The sequence below is a fragment of the Komagataeibacter intermedius TF2 genome (assembly GCF_000964425.1).
GTDB lineage: Bacteria > Pseudomonadota > Alphaproteobacteria > Acetobacterales > Acetobacteraceae > Komagataeibacter > Komagataeibacter intermedius.
Window position 1 is genome coordinate 1 of the sequence record NZ_BANF01000452.1, and the last position, 1,077, is coordinate 1,077.

Below are 1,077 nucleotides of genomic sequence, written 5' to 3' on the forward strand. Positions count from 1 at the left end.
GTTTATGAAGGCGGCCTCATAATGACGCGCCATCGCCCCGGAAACACCAACCTCTCGCAGAACAGGTCTCCACTCATCCGAAATTCGCTGCGCTGTCACGCGGATCATCTGCCGGGCCTCAGCCGGGGTAATTTCGAAGAATTCACACGCCTCCAGTGCCAGATGAATGGACCGATCATGCGGACCGCCCTTCAGTATCGCCGTTTCCAGATGCGGGTTACGGTCGGGTGCTGGATTCACATCGAAAACGGGGGATAACCGCCAGTGTCCAGCGCCCACATAGAGAAATCCGTGATTTTTCAGATGATCGTCCTTATTTGACACGAGAATAGTATAAACCAGACGCAGGAAGAGTTCGCGGAACTCTGCCTGGGGATCGGCGGCATAGGTCCGGATAAAATCGACAATCTCCGTATAGGAACCCAGTTCCGTTCCGGTTTTCCCCAGAGCAGTCCTCGCCGAAATATAAGGAATCCGGCCAGGCCCACGCCGATCAAACCGCTGGATCAGAGCCACAGGAAACGGCGTTTCAGCCAGTTCCAGCCTGACCTCTGGCGTCCGGATTCCGCATGCCCTTGCAAGACGAAGCGTGGCAACTTCAATACGTTCTATTGGCCACTGGTCGTGAACCGAGGTAAATTTTGCAAGCCAGAGCACATCGCCGTCCCGAACATTGGCCTTCGGTCGCGCCCCACCCGCACCAGCAAGCGCCTGCATATCCCTTGCGGATACGTCCTTGCCCTGTTCATATGCCCGCGCAATAGCCGTAATAGCGGCAAGATCGACCAGACGCGGTATGGTGTCATCGGCGCCGCGACGAATGATTTCTCCGTTATCATCGGCGAAACGAAGCGCACCCTGCCGACATACGTCATCCGACAGTGTGAGATATTCAAACTCGGAAAGCCCATTGCCGTAGGCACGCTCGAGAAGCCTGCGCCCCCAACTGTCGGGCGCGGCATCAGCAAAGACACCCGCGAGGGCATCGCGCACGTTCCCTGGCTGGCCAGCCGCATGAAACGGCCCAGAGCCAAGGGGAAAGGTTGGCTGGATGGCAAAGGCCCGAGAATTCTCGAC

General features: G+C 57.4%; 1 protein-coding gene. It reads right to left on the reverse strand.

Annotated features, from left to right (window positions below; genetic code table 11):
* Nucleotides 1-993: type II toxin-antitoxin system HipA family toxin (locus B7449_RS18010; protein ID WP_244465779.1), on the reverse strand; the 993-nt coding region annotated here is incomplete at its 3' end.
* Nucleotides 994-1,077 lie beyond the last annotated feature (84 nt).